Raw genomic sequence first — 19,506 nt, 5'->3', positions numbered from 1 at the left:
TGTGACGCAGAGCGTCACGCCATTCATTCCCACGCAGAGCGTGGGAACGATCAAGTATCCCCGTGCGTTGCCGATAGCCTTTGAATAAGTCCAAGCCTTGTTCCAGGGGAGTTCGCAGCATGTATCGTTGGTTAGCCGAGAAGTTGGGGAATGTAAGCGTCAACCGCAAGCTGAGCGTGGGCTTTGGCCTGGTGTTGCTCCTGACGCTGTTGATCACCTTTACCGGCTGGACCGGCCTGGGGGATGTGATCAGTCGCGGCGACAAGCTGGGCTTCATTTCCAGCCTCAATGGCCTGACCAAAGACCTGCGCCTGGCACGCCTGGACTTCGATATGCGCCGTGGCGAGCAAGGCACGGACAAGGTCGACGGCCTGCTCGCCCACCTCGACAGCGGCCTGAAGACCGCCGCCGAGCTGATCGAGCAACCTGACGACAAAGCCCTGGTCGAGCAACAGCAGGAAGCCTTGAACCAATACAAAAAGGCCTTCGCCGCCATGGTCCAGGCGGGCCTCAAACGTGAGGGCGCCCGCAGCAAGCTCGGAGACACCGCCGACAATGCCGTCGCCAAGATCAACGAAATCGAAAAAGCCCTGCTGCAAGGTGACAGCGTCGCCCAGTTCAACAGCGTGGTCGAGCAGAGCAAGCTGATCCAGCAATCGCGCTTCCAGGTACGCGGCTACACCTACAGCGGCAAGGTCGAAGCCGAGCAACCGGCCCTGGATGCCATCGACAACGCCCTGAAAAAAATCACCGAACTGCAAGGCCAGTTGCCTGCGCAATACCAGGCCAACCTGCAAGAAGCCGGGGCTTCACTGCAAGCCTACCGCGCCGCCGTCAGCCAGTATCGCGATTCCCAGGTCGCCAGCGCAGCAGCGCTGAAAACCATGATCGCCCAGGGCGACATCCTGCTGGGCCACAGTGAAAAACTCACCGTCTCCCAGACCGCCGTGCGTGACGCAGATGCCGCGCAGGCCAAATACCTGTTGCTGCTTGCCACCGTACTGGCCCTGATCGTCGGCGTCTTCGCGGCCTGGGCCATCACCCGCCAGATCGTCATCCCGCTGAACCAGACCCTCGAAGTCGCCGAGCGTGTGGCCTCCGGCGATCTGAGCCACAACCTGGAATCGGGCCGCCAGGACGAACTGGGTCAATTACAGCGTGCCATGCAAAGCATGACCGTGGGCCTGCGCGAGTTGATCGGCGGGATCAGCGACGGGGTCACCCAGATCGCCAGCGCCGCTGAGCAGTTGTCAGCCGTGACCGAACAAACCAGCGCCGGGGTCAACAGCCAGAAGGTCGAGACCGACCAGGTGGCCACCGCCATGAACGAAATGGCGGCCACCGTGCAGGAAGTGGCGCGCAATGCCGAAGAGGCCTCGGAAGCCGCCGTGGCTGCCGACCAGCAAGCCCGTGAAGGCGACCAGGTGGTGGGTGAAGCCATCGCCCAGATCGAGCGCCTGGCCACCGAAGTGGGTAATTCCACGGTGGCCATGGGTGAACTCAAGCGCGAAAGCGACAAGATCGGCAGTGTGCTCGACGTGATCAAATCCGTGGCCCAGCAAACCAACCTGCTGGCCCTTAACGCCGCCATTGAGGCGGCGCGTGCCGGTGAGGCCGGGCGCGGCTTTGCCGTGGTGGCCGACGAGGTGCGCAGCCTGGCCCAGCGCACGCAGAAGTCCACTGAAGAGATCGAAGAGCTGATCGTCGGCCTGCAAAGTGGTACCCAGCAGGTGGCAACCATCATGGACAACAGCCGCGGGCTGACCGAGAGCAGTGTTGAGCTGACGCGCCGGGCCGGCCACGCGCTGGGCAATATCACCCGTACCGTCTCGACCATCCAGGCCATGAACTCACAGATCGCCACCGCCGCCGAGCAGCAAAGCGCCGTGGCTGAAGAGATCAACCGCAGCGTGCTGAATGTGCGCGACATCTCCGAGCAAACCTCGTCGGCCAGCGAAGAAACTGCGTCCTCCAGTGCCGAACTGGCGCGCCTGGGGATCTACCTGCAGACCCTCGTCGGGCGCTTCCGAGTCTGAATTACCCTACACGGCGGCTTACCAAAGCCGCCGCAACTTGTGAAATCTCCTACACAGTTATCAGCCCTCCACGGTCCCGAATCGAATTAGCGTTTCATGTGTCGCGAAACGCTTTCTCTGATTCGGAGGTTCACCATGTTTCTTCGGCTGACCCGCATGCTGGTCAATGCCAGCGTCCGCCTCAAGCTAGCCCTGGGTTTTGGCCAAGTGCTGATCCTCAGTTTCCTGATCGCAGCCACCGGCTGGCAAGCCTTGAGCGCCGTGCTTTACCGATCCGACAGCCTGACGGTCCTGGGCCATCTGGCTGTCGAAGCCGAGGCCATGCGCGCCGACCGCATCGTGTACCGCACGCTGATGGACAGCAACAGCCTGGACAAGATGAACCAAAGGATTGAACAGATCGACCAGTATCTGACCGGCCTTTCGAGCCGCTTGCGAGCCGCCACCGACCGACAATGGCTGGAAGAAGCGGCTCTGTTGGTGTCGGGCTCGAAAGCCGCGCTCGTACAGTTGCCACCGTTGCTGGCCGCGCGCGAGCAGATCCGTCCAGCGCTCAAGAAGTCCGCCCTGCAGGCCAGTGACACCCTCGCTCAACTGGCCAGTGACTTGCCCGATCAAAATGACGAGAAGGCCCTCGACGCCATCGAGAACCTGCGCCAGGCCATGGAGCAAGCCGAAGATCGAGCGCAGAGCCCCGCCTGGGCGGCCGTTACCTTAAAGGCCTACGCCAATGCGTTCGACCAGTCGCTTGATGAACTGCAGGCCGCGCTGGCTTCCGTCACCGCGCTCCCGGTGGACTCGACGCTGCTCAAGACCGATTTGGCCAACTACCGTGAACAACTGCTAAAGCTCGAGCAAGCCCAGCTCGATACCGAAACCGTGCAAAACAGCCTCGAACAGCGACTCAACGAGCTGCGGGACAAGAGCAATCTGCTGAGCCAGAGCCAGAACGCCAGGCGCAACAACGAGGCGGACCAAACCCGTACGTTGCTGATCAGCGTGACAGTGGCCGCCCTGGCACTGGGCACGCTGGCCGCCTGGTGGATCGCCCGGCAGATTGCGGCGCCACTGCGAGAAATTCTCGGCGCCGCCCACCGTGTTGCCAAGGGCGACCTCAGCCATGACATGGCGGTCGACCGTCGCGACGAACTCGGCCAGTTGCAGCAAAGCATCGGGCAAATGACCGGCAGCCTGCGTAGCCTGATCAGTAGTATCGGTGACAGCGCCCGGCAGATCGCCGGAGCGGCCACGCAGTTATCCACCGTCACCGAGCAGACCCGCAGCGGGCTCAACGAGCAGAAAGATGAAACCGACCAGGTGGCGACGGCAATGAATGAAATGCTCGCCACTGCCCAGGAAGTGGCGCGCCACGCCGAACGCGCCTCGGTGGCGGCCCAAGAAGCCGACCATCAGGCCGGCGCCGGTGAGCAGGTGGTCACCCAGGCCGTGGAGCAGATTGGCAACCTGGCCAGTGAAATGGCGCTGTCAGGCCGTGCGATGCTCGCGCTGCAACAGGAGAGCCAGAAGATCGCCAGTGTGCTGGACGTGATCAAGTCTGTTTCTCAGCAGACCAACCTGCTGGCCCTGAACGCCGCCATTGAAGCGGCACGTGCGGGCACTGCCGGCCAAGGCTTTGCGGTGGTCGCCGACGAAGTGCGCAGCCTGGCCCAACGCACTCAGGAATCGGCCGAGGAGATCGAAGGGCTGATCCTCGGCCTGCACAATGGCACTCAGCAGGTGGCAGACATCATGGACAGCAGCCGCAACCTGACCGACAACAGCGTCGCCCTGACCCGCGACGCCGGCGACGCTCTGAGCGCCATTGCCCGCACGGTGTCGATCATCCAGGAAATGAACCCGCAGATCGCCGCCGCAGCGGAACAGCAAAGCGCTGTGGCCGAGGAGATCAACCGCAGTGTGTTGAAGGTGCGGGACGTGTCGGAACAAACCGCCGCCGCCAGCGAGGAAACGGCGGCCGCGAGTGTTCAGTTGACAAGGTTGAGCCTGGACTTGCAGACGCTGGTCGACAAATTCAAGCTTTGACCTGTGGCGAGGGAGCTTGCTCCCGCTGGGCTGCACAGCGGCCCCAAAATCTTGGGAGCGCTTCGCACTCCAGCGCGAGCAAGCTCGCTCGCCACAGAGGCAAATATTTCTACAGGACTTGGCGCAGGAAGGCCTGGGCACGCGGGTCTTTTGGCGCATTGAAGAACTCGGCCGGGGCGGCGTCTTCCAGCAGTTTGCCGTGATCGAAAAACAACACCCGGTCTGCCACTTCCCGGGCAAAGCCCATCTCGTGGGTGACGCACACCATGGTCATGCCTTCCAGGGCCAGGGTCTTCATCACGTCGAGCACTTCACCGACCATTTCCGGGTCGAGGGCCGAGGTGGGCTCGTCAAACAGCATCACCTTGGGCTCCATGGCCAGGGCTCGGGCAATGGCGACTCGCTGCTGCTGGCCGCCAGACAGGCGCGATGGAAACTCGTGGGCCTTCTGCGCAATACCGACCTTTTCCAACAGCGCCAGGGCCTTGGCCTCGCGCTCTTGCTTGCCGCGCTTGCGCACGACCTTTTGCGCCAGGCACAGGTTTTCCAGCACGGTCATGTGGGGGAACAGGTTGAAGTGCTGGAACACCATGCCGACTTCACGGCGGTAGGCATTCACGTCGGTCTTAGGGTCGGCCAGTTGCAGGCCGTCGATGCTCACCGAACCCGAATCGAACGCCTCCAACCCATTCAGGCAGCGCAAGAAGGTGGACTTGCCGGACCCCGAAGGACCGATCACCACCAGCACCTCGCCCTTGGCCACTTGGGTGGTGACGTGATCCACCGCGCGCACCAGTTGCCCACGGGTATCGAAGACTTTTACCAGATCGCGTACTTCAATCACTTTGGGCAAGCCTCCGCTCAAGCCGGCTGGCCATCTTCGACAGCGGCAGGTTGATCAGCAGGTACAAGCCCGCCACACAAAACAGGATTTCAAACGGCGAGAAGGAGGTGGTGATCACTTCGCGGCCGCTCTTGAGCAACTCGGTAATCGCGATCACCGACACCAGGGACGTGTCCTTGACCAGGCTGATAAATTGCCCGGCCAGGGGCGGCAGCACACGCTTGAAGGCCTGCGGCAGTACCACGTGGCGCATCGACTGGCTGGCGCTCAAGCCCAGGGAACGCGCCGCTTCATCCTGGCCACGGGTGATGGACTGCACGCCGGCGCGCACGATTTCGGCCACGTAGGCACCCGTGAACAACGACAGCGCGGCAATCCCGGCAAACTCCCGGGACAGGTTGAGCACCGTGCCGATAAAGAAATAGAAAATGAAGATCTGCACCAGCAGCGGCGTGCCCCGCACCAGCTCGACATAGATTGTCGACAGATCGCGCAAGGTGGGATTTTTCGACAGCCTGCACAGCCCGGTCGCCAAGCCAATCGCCAAACCCAGGATGCCGGACACCACCGACAGCCACAGCGTGGTCCACAAGCCCCACATCAATGGTCCCAATGCCCATTGCCGGGTCACGCCGACCACATCGCCTTCAGCCACATCGTCGCCGCGCGCCACTTGCAGACTGTTATCGGCGACTGTGAGCTTTTGCTCGACTCCGGCGTCGTTGCGCAGGGTGACTTCGGCCGTATCGCCTTTGCGCACCAACTCGACCACGGTGGAAATATCCGCGGCGCGCTGGGAGGTCTCGGCTTGATAGGCGAAGTATTGGGGGACGCGGTTCCAGCGCCATTCGTAGGACATCAACGACGTGGCGTAGTACAAGGCACCCGCCAGGCCGACCAGCACCACCACCGTCAGCAGGTGCCAGGGCCATTGGGCTTTTTTATGTTTCATTTCACTTTCCGCATAGGTGTCGCCTGATAGGCCGCCATCGCGGGCAAGCCCGCTCCCACAGATTGATGTGTGAATACAGTCAAATGTGGGAGCTGGCTTGCCTGCGATGCAGGCAACTCGGTGTCAGGCCTTATTCCATGTCCTTGAGCCACTCGGAGCTCTTGAACCACTTGTCATGGATGCGATCGTAGGTGCCGTCGTTACGGATCTGGTGCAGGAAGTTGTTGATGAAGTTGATGCTGTCGTAATCGCCTTTCTTCAAACCGAACGCCAGGGGTTCAAAGGTGAAGGGTTCTTCCAGGAACACCAGCTTGCCGTTACCGACCTTCTTTTCGGCCACCACGTTGTACGGTGCGTCGTAGACGAACGCATCAGCCTTGCCGTTGACCACGTCGAGCACGCCTTCCTGCTCGTTGTCGTAGCCGTGGTACTTGGCCTTGGAGATCAGCTTCTTGGCAACCATCTCACCGGTGGTGCCGAGCTTGGAGGTCAGGCGGTATTTCTCGTCGTTCAGGTCTTTGTAGGACTTGATGGTGCCTTCCAGTTCCTTGCGGATCAGCAACGTCTGGCCGACCACGATGAAGGGTTCGCTGAAATTCAGGCGCAGGTTGCGTTCCTGGGTCAGGGTCATGCCGCTGCCGATCATATCGAACTTGCCGGTCAGGAAGGCCGGGATGATGCCGTCGTAACCGGTGGACACCAGCTCCAGCTTGACGCCCATGGACTTGGCCATAGCCTTGAGGATGTCGACTTCGAAACCGATGATTTCACCGCGCTTGTCGGTCATTTCGAACGGCATGTAGGTGGGGTCCATGCCAACTTTCAACGTGCCGCGCTTGACAGCCTCATCAATGGCGCCGGCCTGGGCCGCAGTGGCAGCGACCAGCGCAGTGACGCCGAGCATCAGCATCGAAAGATACTTTTTCATCATCAAGACCCCTGAACGATTCTTATAAGGTTGGCGCACAAGAGGGCTGCGCCATTTCGGGGTGCGATCCTAACCCACTCGTTGTCCGCCACAAAGGTTTCACCGGTAAATGTTATCGGCGTGTGTCGGAAAACCCTGACAGCGACCCGGCCAAACACAGGCGCAGACGCTTCAGAGCGGCCTCTCGATCAGGGATTGATGTGTAAGCAGTTATGACGATCAGTCGATCTCGGCTATCCAGGCCGTATCCCTGAACCACTTGTCATGCAGGCGATCGTAGGTGCCGTCCTGGGCGATCTGGTTGAGAAAATGGTTGATCCAATTCAGGCTGTCGTAATCGCCTTTTTTCAGGCCAAACGCCAAGGGCTCAAAGGTGAAGGGTTGCTCAAGTGCCAACAATGCACTGTTCTGTGGCCGACTCATCGCGATCAGGTTGTAGGGCGCATCATGGATAAAAGCATCGGCCTTGCCTTCAACGACCTGCCGCACGCCTTCTTCCGGGTTGGGCACACTGCTGAGCCGCGCTGATACGAGAAAGCGCTGTGCTGCGGCTTCACCGGTGGTGCCTTGGGTGGTAACCACGTGGTAACTGGCGTCGTCCAGTTCTTCAATACTGGAGACTTTCCCGGCCATGCGTGGGTGCAGCAGCACCGTCTGGCCCACCACGACAAACGAGTCACTGAAGTTGAGTTTGAGGTTGCGCTCTTGAGTGACCGTCATGCCGCTGCCAATCAGATCAAACTTGTTCGTCATCAGCCCCGGCAACAGATCCGTGTAAGGCACTGCCACCAATTCAAGCTCTACGCCAAGTGCGCGGCTCATGGTATGGAGCAAGTCAATTTCAAAGCCGACGATGCGTCCCTGCTTATCGAGCATTTCGAAAGGGACGTTATTGGGGGTTGTGCCGACCTTAAGCACGCCTCGGCGCACAGCGTTGTCCAGCGCGCCCGCGTAAAGCAAACCTGCGTGCCCCCCCAGGAAAAAGCCCATCAGCAATGCCAAACAATACCTTTTGATCATGAATGCCCCGTGGCGAGTCCAATTTGGGGGGCGATCCTAACCCAGCCGCGGGCACGGCAATACGCTTCGAACAAAGGTCTTTTGTTTCGAAATAACAAGGAGTTAGCGATAAAAAGGAAGAAGCGAAAAACGCTGTAGGACCAACGTTTGAAACACCCCCGAAGTGAGCCTTCGGGGGTGCCTGAATCAGGCCGGTTGGGCCTGGGGCGACTGTGGTTGCAGAGGCAGCAACGGCGCGTGCGGATCAGCCTTGATCGAAGCACGCCAGGCACCGAGCCACTCGGCATGACCTTCGCTCCACACCTGCTCATGCAGGCGAGCCAGGGCCACCGGGTCACTGAGCAGGGCCAGGCGTTCGCTGTTGTTGAGGCCAGCCGGGCCGACTTTCAACGCGTGGCGAACACGCTCCATGCGCAGGTATTCGATGGGCTCGGCCTCACGGTGCCGCGAGGTCGCCAAGGCGCAGGCCAGGGCGTTCTGCTGCGGGTCTACCACCGAACGCACAAAGCCGTCGTTGAGGGCGTGCCAACGGTTTTCGTGGGTGTACTTCTCGGTCGAGAGCAAGGCTTGCGGCGGGTTGTATTCCTCAGGGATCAGGAACAGGCTCTCGTCGCGGGACTTGAGGCCCAGCTTGACCCGGCTGGAAATCACCGACACCGGGATCGACAGCATCAGCGAACCGACGATCGGCACCAACCACCACAGGAAGCTCGGGTTCAGCCACACCACCAGCAGGGCCCACAGGAAGCCCAGCAGGGTTTGCGGACCATGACGCTTGACCGCTTCGCTCCATGGCGTGGAGTCATCGTCACGTTGCGGCGAGTTCCAGGTTGCGGCCCAACCGAGGAACGCGGCGAGGACGAAACGGGTGTGGAAGATCATCCGCACCGGCGCCAGCAGCATGGAGAACAACATCTCCAGCAGCATCGACAGGGTCACCTTGAACTTGCCACCGAACTCTTTGGCGCCCTTGGCCCAGATCAAGATGATGCTGAGCAGTTTAGGCAGGAACAACAGCACGATGGTGGTGGAGAACAGCGCCACCGCCTTGTCCGGGTGCCATTGTGGCCACAGCGGGTACAACTGGCGCGGCGCCATGAAGTATTGCGGTTCCATCAGGGTGTTCACCGCCAGCAAGGCCGTGGACAACACCAGGAAGAAGAACCACAACGGCGCCGACAGGTAGGACATCACGCCGGTGAGGAACACCGCACGGTGCACCGGGTGCATGCCTTTGACCAGGAACAGGCGGAAGTTCATCAGGTTACCGTGGCACCAGCGACGGTCACGCTTGAGTTCGTCCAGCAGGTTCGGCGGCAGTTCTTCGTAGCTGCCCGGCAGGTCGTAGGCAATCCACACGCCCCAGCCGGCACGGCGCATCAGCGCGGCTTCAACGAAGTCGTGGGAGAGGATCGCACCGGCAAACGCGCCTTTACCGGGCAGCGGCGCCAGGGCGCAGTGCTCGATAAACGGCTTCATACGGATAATGGCGTTGTGGCCCCAGTAGTGGGATTCACCCAACTGCCAGAAGTGCAGGCCGGCGGTAAACAACGGGCCATAGACGCGAGTGGCGAACTGCTGCATACGCGCATACAGGGTGTCCATGCCCGACGCACGCGGCGCGGTCTGGATAATCCCGGCATCCGGCGTGGCTTCCATCAGGCGCACCAGGCTGGTCAGGCACTCGCCGCTCATCACAGAGTCAGCGTCAAGAACGACCATGTACTTGTAGTCACCGCCCCAACGACGGCAGAAGTCGTCGAGGTTGCCGCTCTTGCGCTTTACGCGACGGCGACGACGGCGATAGAAGATCTTGCCGAAACCACCCGCTTCGCGGCATACGTCGAGCCAGGCTTGCTGTTCGGCGATGCAGATGTCGGCGTCGTTACTGTCGCTGAGCACGAAGAAATCGAAGCGGTCCAGGTCACCGGTTGCGGCCACCGATTCGAACGTCGCACGCAAACCGGCGAATACACGCGGCACGTCTTCGTTACAGATCGGCATCACCAGGGCGGTGCGCGCATCTTTTGGAATCGGCTCGTCACCGGCACTTTTACCGGAGATACGATATTTATCGTGACCGGTCAGCAGCTCCAGGAAACCCATGAGCGCAGTCCAGAAACCGGCCGACACCCAGCAGAACAGAATCCCGAACATGATCAGGATGCTGGTTTGCAGCGCGTAAGGCAGTACCTGGGTAGCGGTTTGCAGCAGGGTCTGGTTGCGGATCTCGTCGAAGTCGACCAGCGACCAGCCCTGGTACGGCATGATGCCTTTCATGTACCAGCCGGCCACGATGGTCTGGCCCAGCATCAGCACCAACAGGATGTAACGACGGATCGAGCCCACGGTACGCCAGCGCGCAGCCGGCAGCACCCGCTCGTCTTTCGGTGGCTTGGGCGGGTTGGTGCGCCCGGTCATCCGGCGCCAACCGCGCACCAGGATGTTGGTGCGCCAAGGCTCGGGCACCACTTTGGTCCGACGGATCGGCGGCGTGGCCTTGAGGCACACACGACCGCTGGCATCGAGCGCCAGCATCTCGGCGTCTTGCAGCTCTTCGGCGCTGTTGAGGGTCAAGCGGCGGCCAACCGACGCTTGGGCAGCGTCGGTCGGTGCGTCGAAGGTCTTGGACGACAGACGTTCGTGCAGCTCGCTGAAGGACTTGCAGCCCGCCAGCTCGGCGCGCTGCTCAGCCGTCATGGGTAGATGCGCCAGGTACTCGGACAGAGTCTCTGGCTTGACTTGAGAATTACTCATCGGCAGGCAACTGATAGCTCCAGGTTTCGGTCAGGACTTGCTCGGTCTTGATCGGCTCCGGTGTGGCTGGGGCAGCCTCAGGCTGTTTGGCTTCCTTGTCCTTGGCGTCTTTCTTGGCCTGTTTCTCATGCTGCTTGGCCACGACTTTGTCGGCCTTGAGCACATGGTTGGAAACCGACTCAGCCTCAGGCTGCACGATATCCTGCACCAGTGCCGCACGCATTTCGGTCGGCTTGCTTGCGTCCTTGATCTTCATACGCAGGGTCAGGCGCCAGCCTTTGGTGTGTTCGTTGTAGCGCACGCTGTTTTCAACCAGTTCAGCGTTATCACCCACACTCACCTGGCTACGCACCGGGGCGTCCGGCAGCAGTTTCTTCAGGGACGGGCCCTCGAAGTCCACCAGGTAGGCCACGCTGCCATCCGGCTGACGGATCAGGTTCGATTGCTTCACATCACCCGTGGAGCGCAGGGTCTGCTTGACCCAGGCACTGTCCGGCGAATGGAAGGCCGCGTCGTCCAGTGTCCAGTGCAGGCGGTAGGCCACGTCCAGCGGCTTGCCGACTTCCGGCAGTTCGGCCGGGCTCCAGAACGCCACGATGTTGTCGTTGGTTTCATCGGCGGTCGGGATCTCGACCAGGTCGACAGAGCCTTTGCCCCAGTCACCTTCAGGCTCGATCCAGGCGCTTGGGCGCTTGTCGTAGTTGTCGTCCAGGTCTTCGTAGTGGCTGAAGTTGCGGCCACGTTGCAGCAGGCCGAACCCACGCGGGTTCTCGACGCTGAAGTTGCTGACCGACAGGTGTTTAGGGTTGTTCAGCGGACGCCAGATCCACTCGCCATTGCCGGCGTGAATCGACAGGCCGCTGGAATCGTGGAGCTCGCGGCGGTAGTTGAGGACCTTGGACGGCTGGTTGGCGCCGAACAGGAACATCGAGGTCAACGGCGCAACGCCCAGCTTGCTGACCTTGTCACGCAGGAACATCTGGGATTTGACGTCCACTACGGTGTCGGTGCCAGGACGCAGGATCAGGCGATAAGCGCCAGTGGCGCGTGGCGAATCCAGCAGCGCGAAAATCACCAGGTGCTTGTCACCCGGCTTTGGACGCTCGATCCAGAACTCGGTGAAACGCGGGAATTCTTCGCCAGACGGCAACGCGGTGTCGATCGCCATGCCACGGGCAGACAAGCCGTACACCTGATCCTTGCCCACGACGCGGAAATAGCTGGCGCCGAGCATGGTCATGATTTCGTCTTGCTTGTCGGCCTTGTTGATCGGGAAAAGCACACGGAAACCGGCGTAACCCAGCTGTTCGGTGGCTTTAGGATCAAATTTCACGTCGCCGAAATCGAAACGCGTCGGGTCGTACTTGATTTCATGCACGCTGTCGGCGGTGACTTCGTTGATTTTCACCGGGGTGTCGAAATGCATCCCCTGGTGATAGAAGGACAGCTTGAACGGGGTGTTCTGATCGGCCCACTCGGCTTTTTCATTGCGGAAACGAATCTTCTGGTAGTCAGCGAATTTCATTTCGCGGAATTCGTTCGGCAAATTGCTGCGCGGAGCTTCGTATTTCTGCCCAGCCAGCTCTTTTGCCTTGGCCGACACATCATCCAGACTGAACGCCCACAGTTGACCCGCGCCGAACAGGCAAAACAGGGCAGAGCCCGTCACCAGTGCGTTTCGTAACCGTTTGGCAGACAATTTTGGTGCATTACAGGGACTAACAATCACGAGCAACCCTCGCCGAAAACAGATCAAAAAACCAACGGCCAGCTATCTATATGCCAGGTTGGCGAGCAATGTTCCGACTCCTCTGGGGCGAAATGATTCCCCATGCGGTTGTCGGACAAGGCTCTACCTAAGTCAAAAATGGACCAAACAACGCTGATCCCCGTAGCGCGCGATTATCTAGTAGCCCGCGAGACAACGCATCAGGGACAGTGAAGTATTTGTAGCGAAACCCTGCGTTTTTAGGCATTAACGTCGTTTTTCATACATTCATGTCTGTAAGAGGAAGGTCACAGGGCCATCATTGACCAAGTGCACCTGCATATCCGCGCCAAAACGCCCCGACGCCACCTTGCCATGCAATTGTTGCGCTTGTAACAACAAGTGCTCAAAAAGCGCCGCTCCCAGGGCCGGAGGAGCCGCTGTGGAGAAGCTGGGCCGTAGCCCGCTTTTGGTATCCGCCGCCAGGGTGAACTGCGACACCAGCAGCAAACCGCCGCCGATGTCCTTGAGGGACAGGTTCATCTTGCCCTCCTCGTCACTGAACACCCGATAGTTAAGCAGCTTGTGCAGCAGTTTGTCGGCGCTTTCGGGCGTATCTGAAGGCTCGACGGCCACCAGCACCAGCAAACCCTGGTCAATCGAGCCTATCACCTCCCCTGCGACCTCAACCCGGGCGCCACGCACCCGCTGCAACAAGCCCTTCATGCTTCTTCAGGCGGCAGGTCGAGCAGGCGCCGGGCCATTTCGCCGGTCGCACGCACCAGTGCGTCGGTGATGCCCGGCTCGGACGCCGCGTGCCCTGCTTCGCGGATCACCTGCAACTCGCTGTTGGGCCAGGCCTGATGCAGCTCCCAAGCGTTATCCAGCGTGCAGATCATATCGTAGCGGCCATGGATGATGACGCCAGGCAGATGGGCGATCTTGTGCATATCGCGAATCAGCTGGTTGGGTTCCAGGAAGGAGTTGTTGGTGAAGTAATGGCATTCGATACGTGCGATGGACAAGGCGCGCTGCGGCTCGGAAAACCGTTCCACATGCTGCGGGCTCGGGCACAGGCCCAACATACGGCCTTCCCAGCCCGACCAGGCTTTGGCCGCATGCATCTGGGCGATCTGGTCGTTGCCGGTCAGGCGCTTGTGGTAAGCGGCAATCATATCGTGGCGCTCTTCCACCGGGATGGGTGCCACATAGTCCTGCCAGTAGTCCGGGAACAGGCGGCTCGCGCCCTCCTGGTAGAACCAGCGAATATCCTGCGGGCGGGCGAGGAAGATGCCGCGCACGATCAGGCCATGCACGCGCTCGGGGTGGGTTTGCGCGTAGGCCAGGGCCAGGGTCGAACCCCAGGAACCGCCGAACAGCACCCATTTGTCGATGCCCAGGTGCTCGCGGATGCGCTCAAGGTCGGCGACCAGATCCCAGGTGGTGTTGTTCTCGAGACTGGCCCTTGGCGTAGAGCGGCCGCAGCCACGCTGGTCGAAGGTGACAATATGGTAGAGGTTCGGGTCGAAATAGCAGCGGCTCTGGGCGTCGCAACCGGAGCCGGGGCCTCCATGGATGAACACGACAGGCAAGCCTTCGGGGGAGCCACTTTCATCGACGTACAGGGTGTGGGTGTCATCGACAGCCAGATCGTGCCGGGCGTAGGGTTTGATCTGCGGGTACCAAGTCTGCATTGCGTGCTCCGTAGGGTGTCGGGTTCATCCCTGGGGGGACGTCTATTATTTTGCCGTCTGGCATCATAAACCCGAATTGTGCAATGAGCATGTCCTTGAGCACTTAGACCTGTGTCAGCAGTTCGCGCCTCAGGTAACCAAGCAGATAGTCATACAGCCGATCCACCTCCGGCACCTGGCCGCGTGCCCGCAAACAACCGTGGGCCAGCCCTTTGCCGGGATGGCGGTGTGTCAGTTGATAAAAGTGTTGCTGAACCCCCGTTGTCGCAGGCAAGCCAGCTCCCACATCTCGAGCGCATTCTCATGATAGAGCGCGGTCAAGCGGGCTTGCTCGCGAAAGCTATTGCAGCAGCACCAACAATTACCGGTAGTGCTTCTGCCCCCAAGCCAACAGCCCTTCCAGCAACTGCCTCAACACCACCTGCGTCGGCTCGGCCAAATCATGGCGATAACGGAACGGCTCGAACTCCTCCATATAGGTGCTCTGGCACAACTCCAGCTGCACCGCATGAATATCCTGCGCCGGGTTGCCGTAGTGACGGGTGATATGGCCGCCCTTGAAGCGCCCGTTCAGCACATGGGTATATTGCGGATGCTGAGCGCAGATGGCTTCCAGCTGGCTGGCCAGCTGCGGGTCGCACGCAGCGCCGTTGAAGGTACCCAAATTGAAGTCCGGCAATTTGCCGTCAAACAGGTGCGGGATCAACGAGCGGATCGAGTGCGCATCGAACAGCAACGCATAACCGAACTCGGCCTTGAGGCGTGCCAGTTCTTCTTGCAGTTGGCGGTGGTACGGCCCCCAGATTTTTTGCAGGTAGCTGGCCCGCTCTTCGTCGGAGGGCGTTTGCCCTTCACGGAACAACGGCACGCCATCGAACAGCGTCTCTGGGTACAAGCCGGTAGTAGCACCGGCATACAGCGGCGCGTTGTCGGAGGGCCGGTTGAGGTCGATGACAAACCGCGAGTACTCCGCCGCCAGGGTGCTGGCGCCCAGCTCTTCGGCAAAGTCATACAACAGCGGGATATGCCAATCGGTATCCGGCAGGCTTTGCGCCTCGGGGATCAACCCGGCCTCGACCGCAGGGGTGAGCCGCAGGCCGGCGTGGGGCATGCTGATCAGCAGCGGCACGCGGCCTTGTTTGAATGTCAGAACCTTATCCACAACTGCATCCTCTCAAACAGTGACGTCGACGCCGTGGCGCACGACGCGTTTATCCAGTTCGCCACCCAGCCAGTAGGCCAGGTCGGCGGGGCGATCGATCTGCCAGGCGACAAAATCCGCGACCTTGCCCACTTCCAGGGAACCATGGGTATCGCCCAGGCCCAACGCGGTGGCCGCGTGTTGCGTGGCGCCGGCCAGGGCTTCTTCCGGGGTCATGCGGAACAGGGTGCAGGCCATGTTCAGCATCAGCCGCACCGACAGCGCCGGTGATGTGCCGGGGTTGAGGTCGCTGGCGATGGCGATCTTCACGCCGTGTTTGCGCAGGGCGTCCATGGGCGGCAACTGGGTTTCACGCAGGAAGTAGAACGCGCCCGGCAATAGCACGGCGACGGTACCGGCCGCAGCCATGGCGATGGCGTCTTCTTCAGTCATGAATTCCAGGTGGTCGGCCGACAACGCGTGGTAGCGCGCCGCCAGGCTTGAGCCATGCAACGACGAGAGTTGCTCGGCGTGCAGCTTCACCGGCAAGCCAAGTTGCTGGGCGACCTTGAATACCCGCTCAACCTGCTCGGGGGAAAATGCCAGGTATTCACAGAAGGCATCGACCGCATCCACCAACCCCTCAGCGGCCAGGGCCGGCAGCATCTGGCTGCAGATGTGCTCGATGTAATCGTCGGCGCGGTCCTTGTACTCCGGCGGTAACGCGTGGGCGGCCAGGCAGGTGGCGCGCACGCTGACCGGCAGCGCTTCACCCAGGCGCCGGACCACGCGCAACATCTTGCGTTCGTTGGCCAGGTCCAGGCCGTAGCCGGACTTGATTTCCACCGTGGTCACGCCGTCACGCAGCAAACTGCGCAGGCGCTTTTCAGCGCACAAGAACAGCTCATCTTCGCTCGCCGCACGGGTTGCGCGCACAGTGCTGGCAATGCCGCCGCCCTTGGCCGCGATCTCGGCGTAGCTGACACCTTCGAGGCGCTGCTCGAATTCGCCGCTGCGATTGCCACCGAACACCGTATGGGTGTGGCAATCGATCAGCCCGGGAGTGACCCACGCGCCTTGCAGGTCATGCACCTGGGCGTAATCCGCGGTTGGCGCCTGGCTGCGGGGGCCGACCCACTCGATGAGCGAGCCGGCAGTCACCATGGCGGCATCCTCGATGATCGAGTATTTGCCGTTGGCCATGGTTGCGACGTGGCAGTGTTGCCAAAGCGTTTTCATCAACGCCTCCCTAAGTTATCGATGAGACAAAACCGGGTCGTAATCGACCTTGGCCGTTTGCCCGGCGGCAGGCTTGACCCACAGCCAGTAGGCGATGATCAGCAGCACGATCCACACGGCGCCTACCATCAACGCCGCCTGGGTATCCGGGAAGTAACCGAGTACACCAAACACAAACAGCATGAACACAATGGCCGCCGCCGGCGCATAAGGCCAGAACGGTACCGGGAATTTCAGTTCGGCGATCTGCGCCTTGGTCATCGAGCGGCGCATGGCGACCTGGGTAAACAGGATCATCAGCCATACCCACACGGTGGCGAAGGTGGCAATCGAGGCGATCAGCAAGAACACGTTTTCCGGGATCAGGTAGTTGAGTACCACACCGCCGAGCAAGGCGGCGCCCATGACCACCACGGTCATCCATGGCACGCCTTGTTTGGACAATTGCGCGAAGCCCTTGGGCGCCTGCCCTTGTTGAGCCAGGCCGTACATCATGCGCCCGGCGCCGAAAATGTCGCTGTTGATCGCCGACACCGCCGCCGAGATCACCACGATGTTGAGGATGGTCGCCGCCGAGCCAATCCCCAGGTTGCTGAAGATCTGCACGAACGGGCTGCCCTGGCTGCCGATCTGCGGCCACGGGTAGATGGCCATCAACACGAACAGGGTGAGCACGTAGAACAGCAGGATACGCAGCGGCACAGCGTTGATCGCCTTGGGGATCACCCGCTGTGGGTCCTTGGCTTCACCGGCGGTGATGCCGATGATTTCGATGCCACCAAAGGCAAACATCACCACCGCAAACGAGGCGATCAGCCCACCGATGCCGTTGGGCATGAAGCCGCCGTGGGCCCACAGATTGCTCAAGCCACTGGCCTGGGTTTCGCCTGCCGAGTGAATACCAAACAGCATGATGCCAAAACCGCCGAGGATCATCGCCACAATGGCACCGACCTTGAGCAACGACAGCCAGAACTCCATCTCGCCAAAGACTTTGACGTTGCACAGGTTCAGGCCGCCGATCAGGAATACGATGCCCAGCACCCAGACCCAACGGGCCACTTCGGGAAACCAGAAGCCCATGTAGATGCCGAACGCGGTGACGTCGGCGAGGCAGACGATGATCATTTCAAAGGCGTAGGTCCAGCCGAGGATAAACCCGGCCATGGGCCCCAGGTAGGTGCTGGCGTAGTGGCCGAAGGAGCCAGACACCGGGTTGTGCACGGCCATCTCACCGAGGGCGCGCATCACCATGAATACAGCAGCGCCGCCGATCAGGTAGGCCAGCAGCACGGCAGGACCGGCCATTTGGATGGCGGAGGCAGAGCCATAGAACAGCCCGGTGCCGATCGCGGAACCGAGGGCCATGAAGCGAATATGTCGGGCGTTGAGCCCGCGTTTCAAACCTTTTTCTGGCTGGTGCATTTCTCGTCCCTAATTATTCTTATGAGGAGAAGATCGTTCCCACGCTCGGCGTGGGAACTCCGACCTGGACGCTCCGCGTCCGCTTTTAGAGCGGTGACGCAGAGCGTCACAGGATGCATTCCCACGCGGAGCGTGGGAATGATCAGGCACAGACCGAGTCGCGGTCAGAGGCTTGGCAGCAACTTGGCCGGCACCAGCTCATTCAGGCAGCGGCTGGCGAGCAGTTCGCTGGCGGCGTTGATGTCCGGGGCGAAGAAGCGGTCCTTGTCATAGAACGCCACCTTGTCGCGCAGGATGCCACGGGCTTTTTCCAGCTTGGGCGAGGTCTTCAGGCCGTCGCGCAGGTCCAGGCCCTGGCACGCCGCGAGCCATTCCACCGCGAGGATGCCCCGGGTGTTTTCGGCCATTTCCCACAAACGCTTGCCCGCAGCCGGTGCCATGGACACGTGGTCTTCCTGGTTGGCCGAAGTCGGCAAGCTGTCGACGCTATGGGGATGGGCCAGCGCCTTGTTCTCGCTGGCGAGCGCGGCAGCGGTCACCTGGGCGATCATGAAACCGGAGTTCACCCCGCCATTGCCCACCAGAAACGGCGGCAGTTGCGACATGTGTTTGTCCATCATCAACGAGATACGACGCTCGCTCAGCGAGCCGATTTCGGCAATCGCCAGGGCCATGTTATCGGCGGCCATGGCCACCGGTTCGGCGTGGAAGTTGCCGCCGGAAATCACATCGCCTTCGGCGGCAAATACCAACGGGTTATCCGACACTGCGTTGGCTTCTACCACCAGCACCTCGGCGGCCTGGCGCAATTGAGTCAGGCATGCACCCATGACCTGCGGCTGGCAACGCAGGGAATACGGGTCTTGCACCTTGTCGCAGTTCTGGTGCGATTGGGACACCTGGCTGCTCTCACCGAGCAGGTCACGATAGGCCGCTGCCGAGTCGATCTGGCCACGCTGGCCACGCGCCGCATGAATACGCGCATCGAACGGCGAACGCGAACCCAGTACCGCTTCCACAGTGAGGCCGCCGCAAGCGAGGGCAGCGGCGAACAGGTCTTCGCCTTCGAACAGGCCACGCAGGGCATAGGCCGTGGACACCTGGGTGCCGTTGAGCAGCGCCAGGCCTTCTTTGGCGGCCAGGGTCAGCGGGGTGAGGCCGGCGATTTTCAGTGCCTCGGTGGCTTCCAGCCATTCGCCCTTGTAACGCGCCTTGCCTTCGCCAAGCAGTACCAGGGACATGTGCGCCAGCGGCGCCAGGTCACCGGAAGCACCCACTGACCCCTTGAGCGGAATGTGCGGGTACACCTCGGCGTTGATCAGCGCGATCAGCGCGTCGATCACCTGGCGACGAATCCCGGAGAAGCCACGGCTCAGGCTGTTGACCTTGAGCACCATGACCAGTCGCACCAGTGCATCGCTGATCGGCTCACCGACGCCGGCGGCGTGGGACAGCACCAGCGAACGCTGGAGGTTTTCCAGGTCTTCGCTGGCGATGCGGGTCGATGCCAACAGGCCAAAACCGGTGTTGATGCCGTAGGCGGTGCGGTTCTCGGCGAGAATCTGCTCCACACAGGCAACGCTGGCTTCGATCTGGGCCGAGGCGCTGTCATCCAGGCTGAGGGTTACTGGCTGCTGGTAGATGGCACGCAGTTGGGCGAGGCTCAGTTGGCCTGGAATCAGGTTTAGCGCAGTCACATTCATACTCCTTGTGAATTGT

Annotated in this window: 13 protein-coding genes and 3 pseudogenes; 3 read left to right on the top strand and 13 right to left on the bottom strand. The window is 61.1% G+C overall.

Annotation, left to right across the window (positions count from 1 at the left end):
- Positions 1-119: 119 nt before the first annotated feature.
- The 3 genes and pseudogenes from OC445_RS27085 to OC445_RS07500 all read left to right on the top strand — a co-directional run.
- Positions 120-1,178, top strand: a pseudogene (locus OC445_RS27085) (methyl-accepting chemotaxis protein); the annotation flags it as partial.
- Entirely contained in the window at positions 1,164-2,036 is an 873-nt protein-coding gene (locus tag OC445_RS27080) for a methyl-accepting chemotaxis protein (RefSeq protein WP_370694792.1), read from the top strand. The pseudogene OC445_RS27085 and the gene OC445_RS27080, both read left to right, overlap by 15 nt.
- 135 nt (positions 2,037-2,171) lie before the next feature.
- Positions 2,172-4,079 (top strand): methyl-accepting chemotaxis protein, encoded by a 1,908-nt coding sequence (locus tag OC445_RS07500; protein WP_198790474.1) that lies wholly within the window; start codon positions 2,172-2,174, stop codon positions 4,077-4,079.
- A 109-nt stretch (positions 4,080-4,188) separates the two neighbouring features.
- Here the strand turns inward: OC445_RS07500 and OC445_RS07495 are convergent, their stop codons facing one another.
- The 13 genes and pseudogenes from OC445_RS07495 to hutH form a co-directional block, all read right to left on the bottom strand.
- Positions 4,189-4,923: an amino acid ABC transporter ATP-binding protein gene (locus OC445_RS07495; protein WP_034125863.1), complete on the bottom strand. Its 735-nt coding sequence runs from the start codon at positions 4,921-4,923 to the stop codon at positions 4,189-4,191.
- Positions 4,916-5,875 carry an amino acid ABC transporter permease gene (locus OC445_RS07490; RefSeq protein WP_054897532.1) on the bottom strand — a complete coding sequence of 320 codons (960 nt, stop codon included), beginning with the start codon at positions 5,873-5,875 and terminating at the stop codon, positions 4,916-4,918. The genes OC445_RS07495 and OC445_RS07490 overlap by 8 nt, the downstream gene beginning before the upstream one ends.
- Positions 5,876-6,005: 130 nt before the next feature.
- On the bottom strand, positions 6,006-6,803 hold the full coding sequence (locus tag OC445_RS07485) for a transporter substrate-binding domain-containing protein (RefSeq protein WP_032901820.1): 798 nt from the start codon (positions 6,801-6,803) through the stop codon (positions 6,006-6,008).
- Positions 6,804-7,022: 219 nt separating this feature from the next.
- The gene (locus OC445_RS07480; RefSeq protein WP_198790473.1) at positions 7,023-7,823 is read right to left on the bottom strand and encodes a transporter substrate-binding domain-containing protein; all 801 of its coding nucleotides are present in this window, start codon (positions 7,821-7,823) and stop codon (positions 7,023-7,025) included.
- Between the two features lie 178 nt (positions 7,824-8,001).
- Positions 8,002-10,580, bottom strand: a pseudogene (mdoH, locus tag OC445_RS07475) (glucans biosynthesis glucosyltransferase MdoH); the annotation flags it as partial.
- Positions 10,573-12,309, bottom strand: coding sequence for a glucan biosynthesis protein G (locus OC445_RS07470; protein WP_262020036.1), 1,737 nt, complete (start codon positions 12,307-12,309; stop codon positions 10,573-10,575). The gene OC445_RS07470 and the pseudogene mdoH, both read right to left, overlap by 8 nt.
- Positions 12,310-12,576: 267 nt before the next feature.
- Positions 12,577-13,014, bottom strand: a complete 438-nt coding sequence (gene dtd / locus OC445_RS07465; RefSeq protein ID WP_034125553.1) for a D-aminoacyl-tRNA deacylase — start codon at positions 13,012-13,014, stop codon at positions 12,577-12,579.
- Entirely contained in the window at positions 13,011-13,982 is a 972-nt protein-coding gene (pip, locus tag OC445_RS07460) for a prolyl aminopeptidase (RefSeq protein WP_034125552.1), read from the bottom strand. Before pip ends, dtd begins: the two co-directional genes overlap by 4 nt.
- Positions 13,983-14,085: 103 nt before the next feature.
- Positions 14,086-14,199, bottom strand: a pseudogene (locus OC445_RS07455) (alpha/beta hydrolase); the annotation flags it as partial.
- Positions 14,200-14,343: 144 nt separating this feature from the next.
- Positions 14,344-15,144: an N-formylglutamate deformylase gene (hutG, locus tag OC445_RS07450; protein WP_054897534.1), complete on the bottom strand. Its 801-nt coding sequence runs from the start codon at positions 15,142-15,144 to the stop codon at positions 14,344-14,346.
- Positions 15,145-15,156: 12 nt separating this feature from the next.
- Positions 15,157-16,362 carry an imidazolonepropionase gene (hutI, locus tag OC445_RS07445; RefSeq protein ID WP_072445800.1) on the bottom strand — a complete coding sequence of 402 codons (1,206 nt, stop codon included), beginning with the start codon at positions 16,360-16,362 and terminating at the stop codon, positions 15,157-15,159.
- Between the two features lie 15 nt (positions 16,363-16,377).
- Complete coding sequence (locus tag OC445_RS07440; protein ID WP_034125549.1) at positions 16,378-17,787, bottom strand: amino acid permease; 1,410 nt, start codon at positions 17,785-17,787, stop codon at positions 16,378-16,380.
- 164 nt (positions 17,788-17,951) lie between these two features.
- The gene (gene hutH, locus OC445_RS07435) at positions 17,952-19,490 is read right to left on the bottom strand and encodes a histidine ammonia-lyase (RefSeq protein WP_089042090.1); all 1,539 of its coding nucleotides are present in this window, start codon (positions 19,488-19,490) and stop codon (positions 17,952-17,954) included.
- Positions 19,491-19,506: the final 16 nt, after the last annotated feature.

The sequence above is a fragment of the Pseudomonas sp. Pse35 genome, assembly GCF_024519715.1.
GTDB classification, from domain to species: Bacteria; Pseudomonadota; Gammaproteobacteria; order Pseudomonadales; family Pseudomonadaceae; genus Aquipseudomonas; species Aquipseudomonas paracarnis.
This window is presented reverse-complemented; position numbering and strand designations above follow the sequence as displayed.